The sequence below is a fragment of the Aquiflexum sp. genome (assembly GCF_041751335.1).
GTDB lineage: Bacteria > Bacteroidota > Bacteroidia > Cytophagales > Cyclobacteriaceae > Aquiflexum.
In genome coordinates this window covers 1-3,515 of sequence record NZ_JBGSXS010000123.1, presented here as the reverse complement: position 1 = coordinate 3,515, position 3,515 = coordinate 1, and the positions used below count along the sequence as shown (strand labels likewise).

General features: G+C 36.9%; 3 protein-coding genes and 1 pseudogene. 3 read left to right on the top strand and 1 reads right to left on the bottom strand.

The genetic code is table 11. From position 1 onward, the window contains the following. The 3 genes from ACEW8U_RS06765 to ACEW8U_RS06755 form a co-directional block, all read left to right on the top strand. The coding region (locus ACEW8U_RS06765; protein WP_373521279.1) for an ATP/GTP-binding protein at positions 1-909 on the top strand (909 nt) is incomplete at its 5' end. A 65-nt stretch (positions 910-974) separates the two neighbouring features. Further along, positions 975-1,565, top strand: a complete 591-nt coding sequence (locus ACEW8U_RS06760; protein WP_373521278.1) for an RloB family protein — start codon at positions 975-977, stop codon at positions 1,563-1,565. Between the two features lie 277 nt (positions 1,566-1,842). Continuing rightward, a complete protein-coding gene (locus tag ACEW8U_RS06755; RefSeq protein ID WP_373521277.1) occupies positions 1,843-3,243 on the top strand; it encodes a TlpA family protein disulfide reductase in 1,401 nt (466 codons plus the stop codon). A gap of 91 nt (positions 3,244-3,334) precedes the next feature. Here ACEW8U_RS06755 and ACEW8U_RS06750 read toward each other — a convergent pair. Next, positions 3,335-3,515 (bottom strand): annotated as a pseudogene (locus ACEW8U_RS06750) (hypothetical protein); the annotation flags it as partial.

Here is a 3,515-nt window from a genome sequence, read left to right as displayed (position 1 = left end):
GAGCAACCCTTGTTTATTAGGGATGAAAATAAACTTATTGAAATCAATCTAACCCATTTTCCGGAAGGCCAAAAATCAATTGATTTGGCTGGTGGCGATGGCGGTGAACAGATTTTTAGAAGTAATTCTTTGTTCTTAACCTCCTTGGCTTCATTCGGATTTGGCAAAGTATCCAAGCGAATTATTGAGGCGATTTCATCTATTTCCATTATCAGTGGATTAGGTCATCAGGGAATGTATAGCTATGCTGGAGATTCCTTGAATGATTTGGAGAAGAAGAAATTCATTTTGGAATTTCTAAAAAAAGGTGATTTAGGAATTGAAGATGTATATGCTATGGATATGAATAGTGTGGATTTGCCAGAAGATCTCAGTGATGATGCAAAACAAGACTTGAAAAACAAGAAGATGATTGTTTCCAGCAGAACAAAATTTGATCATAATCAGGAGGTTACTGCAAAGCGTCATTTATCGTTTGGCTTTCAAGAATCTGAGGGGACCCAGAAGATGTTTGAATTGAGTCCATTTATCTATACTGCACTTAAACAGGGAACCCCATTAGTTATTGACGAATTTGACGCCAGATTTCATCCCTTACTCACCAAGAAGATTGTGGAATTATTTAACTCTGAAGGCAATAAGAAATCCCAACTGATTTTTATTACACACGACACTAATTTACTTTCTGCGGATCTTTTGAGAAGGGATCAAATTGATTTTGTGGAAAAAGACAGGTATGGCGCAAGCCATTTGTACACATTAGTAGAAATCAAAGGAGTCAGGAATGATGCTTCTTTTGAAAAAGACTACATCCAAGGGAAATATGGCGCCATCCCGTTTTTAGGTGACTTTACAAACTTAAGTGATTTTGACTATGCCCAAGAAGACAAAAGCTACCAAAGTCACTGATGAAAGAAAGCCCTGGAATAGAAAATCTAAACCTACAGCATATAGGGTAGATAGAATCTATTCCAATGAACAAAATCATACTGATTGTCTGTGAAGGACAAACAGAGAAATTGTATTTTGAGGCATTTCCTGTCTTAGGACTTAGAGTAGACGCGAGAAATCTTGATGGGCAAGCTAAACTGAAAATGGTTGAATCCACTGAGGAAATACTTTCTTTTTCTGACGTGGAGTATGATGAAGTATGGTGTGTTTTTGACATGGATGTCAAGAGAGGGTCGTATGAATTCAGCGATTATGATAATGCCATTGTTAAAGCAGAAGGCCTAGGATACAAAGTGACCTATTCCAATGATGCGTTTGAGTTGTGGTTTTATCTCCATTTCGAATATACAGACGCAGAGCATCTTAGGAATTTCTATTATGAAGAGTTGGGGAAGAAGTTTGGACTGAATTATGAAAAAGAGGGGAAACGATACGGATTTTGCCAAAGTGTCTATTCCTTATTGAATCAATTAGAAGACTCTTCCCAAGAAAAGGCAATAGAGCGGGCAAAAAACCTTTTTGAGAATAAAAAGGAATTACCCTATCACCAGCAAAATCCGGTTACGAAGGTTTTTGAATTGGTAGAGGAGTTGAACAGGAATTTGAGAAGGTAGATAAACTGATAATTATAAACTATCCATCAACCCTAAGATAACTAGGTTATAATGCACTCCAGTCTATCTTCTCTGCAGTTATAAGGTTATATCAAAAAGCAACAAAAACTCCAAAGCGACAAAAGAATACTAAAGGCGGATTCTAAAGATTTCTATTCTCAAGGTTTATTAAAATGACCAATTGGATTTTTTGTTAAAGTTCATTAAGAAACAGTACTAAGTCTAAAATATTCACTAATTTTTTAGAAGATTTGTTTCCGGACTAATATTAAACTAAATGAAATACTTGTCAATTTTATATGTCGCTTTATTGTTTTTAGTTTTTAGCTGCAATCAAAAAGAGTATTCCAACGCACGAATAACCGTTGCAGGGCAACTGGAAAATTCGGAAGTCGATGAAATTGAAGTTTTTATCGGTGATGAAATGTCTTCGTTTAGCATTCATGAAGATGGAAGTTTTTTAATCCAATTTGATTCCGATGATCCCAAAACATATGCTTTCAGGTCGGATAGAATTTTCTTCTCTTTGTTCCTAAGCCCCGATGATAGCATACATCTGACAACCGATGCCAAGGACTTTAAAAATACCTTCAAACTTTCAGGAGATAAAGTGTTGGAAAACACCTACCTTTTTGAAAAAAGCAATTTCTATTATGATAGCAATATGATGGGCTTGTTGGAACAGGATAAGGCCAGCTATTTTGAAGGAAAGGATAAATTTTTCAGCAAACAAAAAGACCGTTTTGAAAGGTTAGTTAAAGAGGAAGAGGTTGATCCGGATTTTTTAAAAATAGAAGAAGCCTATTTTGAATTTGAACCATTGATGTTTGACATTCAATACCCGAATTATCAGGCCTATATTAATGATATCAAAGTAGAGGAAGTGGACTTTCCCAACGAAGAAACCAAAGCCAAATTGACCCAAATTGATTTGGGAAGGGCGGATTTATTGAATGCTAGGTCTTATACTTCGATCATTGATTTCATTATCGATGAAAAAACAAGTGAAATTATCAGTCAGGACACTTCACTCAAAGATGTTCCGGATAGCCATGAAAAAGCAACGTTTCTGGCTATGGAGAATTTATTGAAAAATCAAAATGTCAAAGACTATTTCCACTATTCGCATGTCAAATCCAAATTGGATTATCAAGGACCTGTTCATACAAAGCCCTCCATTGATAAATTCATGGCTGAGAATCAAAGCCCTAAATTGGAAGATAAGCTGATAAAGGCAATGGACAAATGGGCACCGATTATGCCGGGTGAAGAAGTTCCTGATTTTTCTTTTGTGAATGTTGCCAGTGATGATGTCAAGCTAAGTGATTTAAGAGGCACTTTGGTTTATATTGATATCTGGGCAACATGGTGTAAGCCATGTATTGCTGAGCATCCCCATTGGGACAAACTGAAAGAGGAGTATGAAGGTAAGCCGATATCTTTCCTCACCATTTCCATAGATGATAATAAAGAGTCTTGGATAAAAATGGTGGAGGATAAAAATATGGAAGGATTGCAATGGCTGACAGAGAATGCATGGAAATCAGACATAACCCGACATTTTATGGTCTATTCCATCCCTAGATTTTTTCTCTTGGATAAGGAAGGAAGAATTATTGATTCATCGGCAGAAAGGCCTTCAGGAAATATAAAAGCCATATTGGATAAATATTTATAGCTTCCAAAATCTGACTTCACCAATCCAAAATACCTATACTCGAAACAGTCTTGTATCTTGTATCTTGTGTCTTGTGTCTTTTGTCTACTTTCTAATCCCTCGGCGGATTGATCATAATATGTGCCCTGTGAGTGCCGGGATCCATGATCCAGGGCATGGCGGGACCTGATGGTTTTAGGGGCAGGCCGGTGCTTGCTTCGGTAGCCCAAGGGATATAAACCACGTATCGGAGATAGGAGTCTTTGACTTCTCCGGTTTGGAGGTTGTAATTT